The 356-nt window shown below is 37.6% G+C and carries 1 protein-coding gene; it reads right to left on the reverse strand.

Going from position 1 to position 356, the window contains the following annotated elements:
- The coding region (locus B2Y23_RS08455) for a hypothetical protein (protein ID WP_291370203.1) at positions 1–356 on the reverse strand (356 nt) is incomplete at both ends.

The following is a 356-nucleotide window of genomic DNA, read 5'->3' on the forward strand; positions in this document are numbered from 1 at the left end:
TGACCATCAATATCAATGGTATAAGAAAGCAATTGTGAATTTTCTAATGGATAAAACTGGAAATTTGATGAATTGACTGCCGCTGTTGCCATTGTTTGATTCAACTCACCGGTAGCCATGCCATTATTAGGTGCAACATAATTTTGAAAATTCACCACAAATTGCGGATTTAGACTAATCCCCAAATCTTTCCAGGTTTTAGAAGTTAAGAGATAGCCACGACGAATGATCAATGGATCGAGATTCTCTTTGACAAAGCGAGCAATACTGCCGTTTTCACCTAAAATCTGACTGATTTCCTGACGGGTTGCTTGTAAGCTCGCAGAAGGATTAAATGGATATTTTTGGCTTAAGTT

Source organism: Acinetobacter sp. UBA5934 (assembly GCF_002430855.1).
Lineage (GTDB): Bacteria > Pseudomonadota > Gammaproteobacteria > Pseudomonadales > Moraxellaceae > Acinetobacter.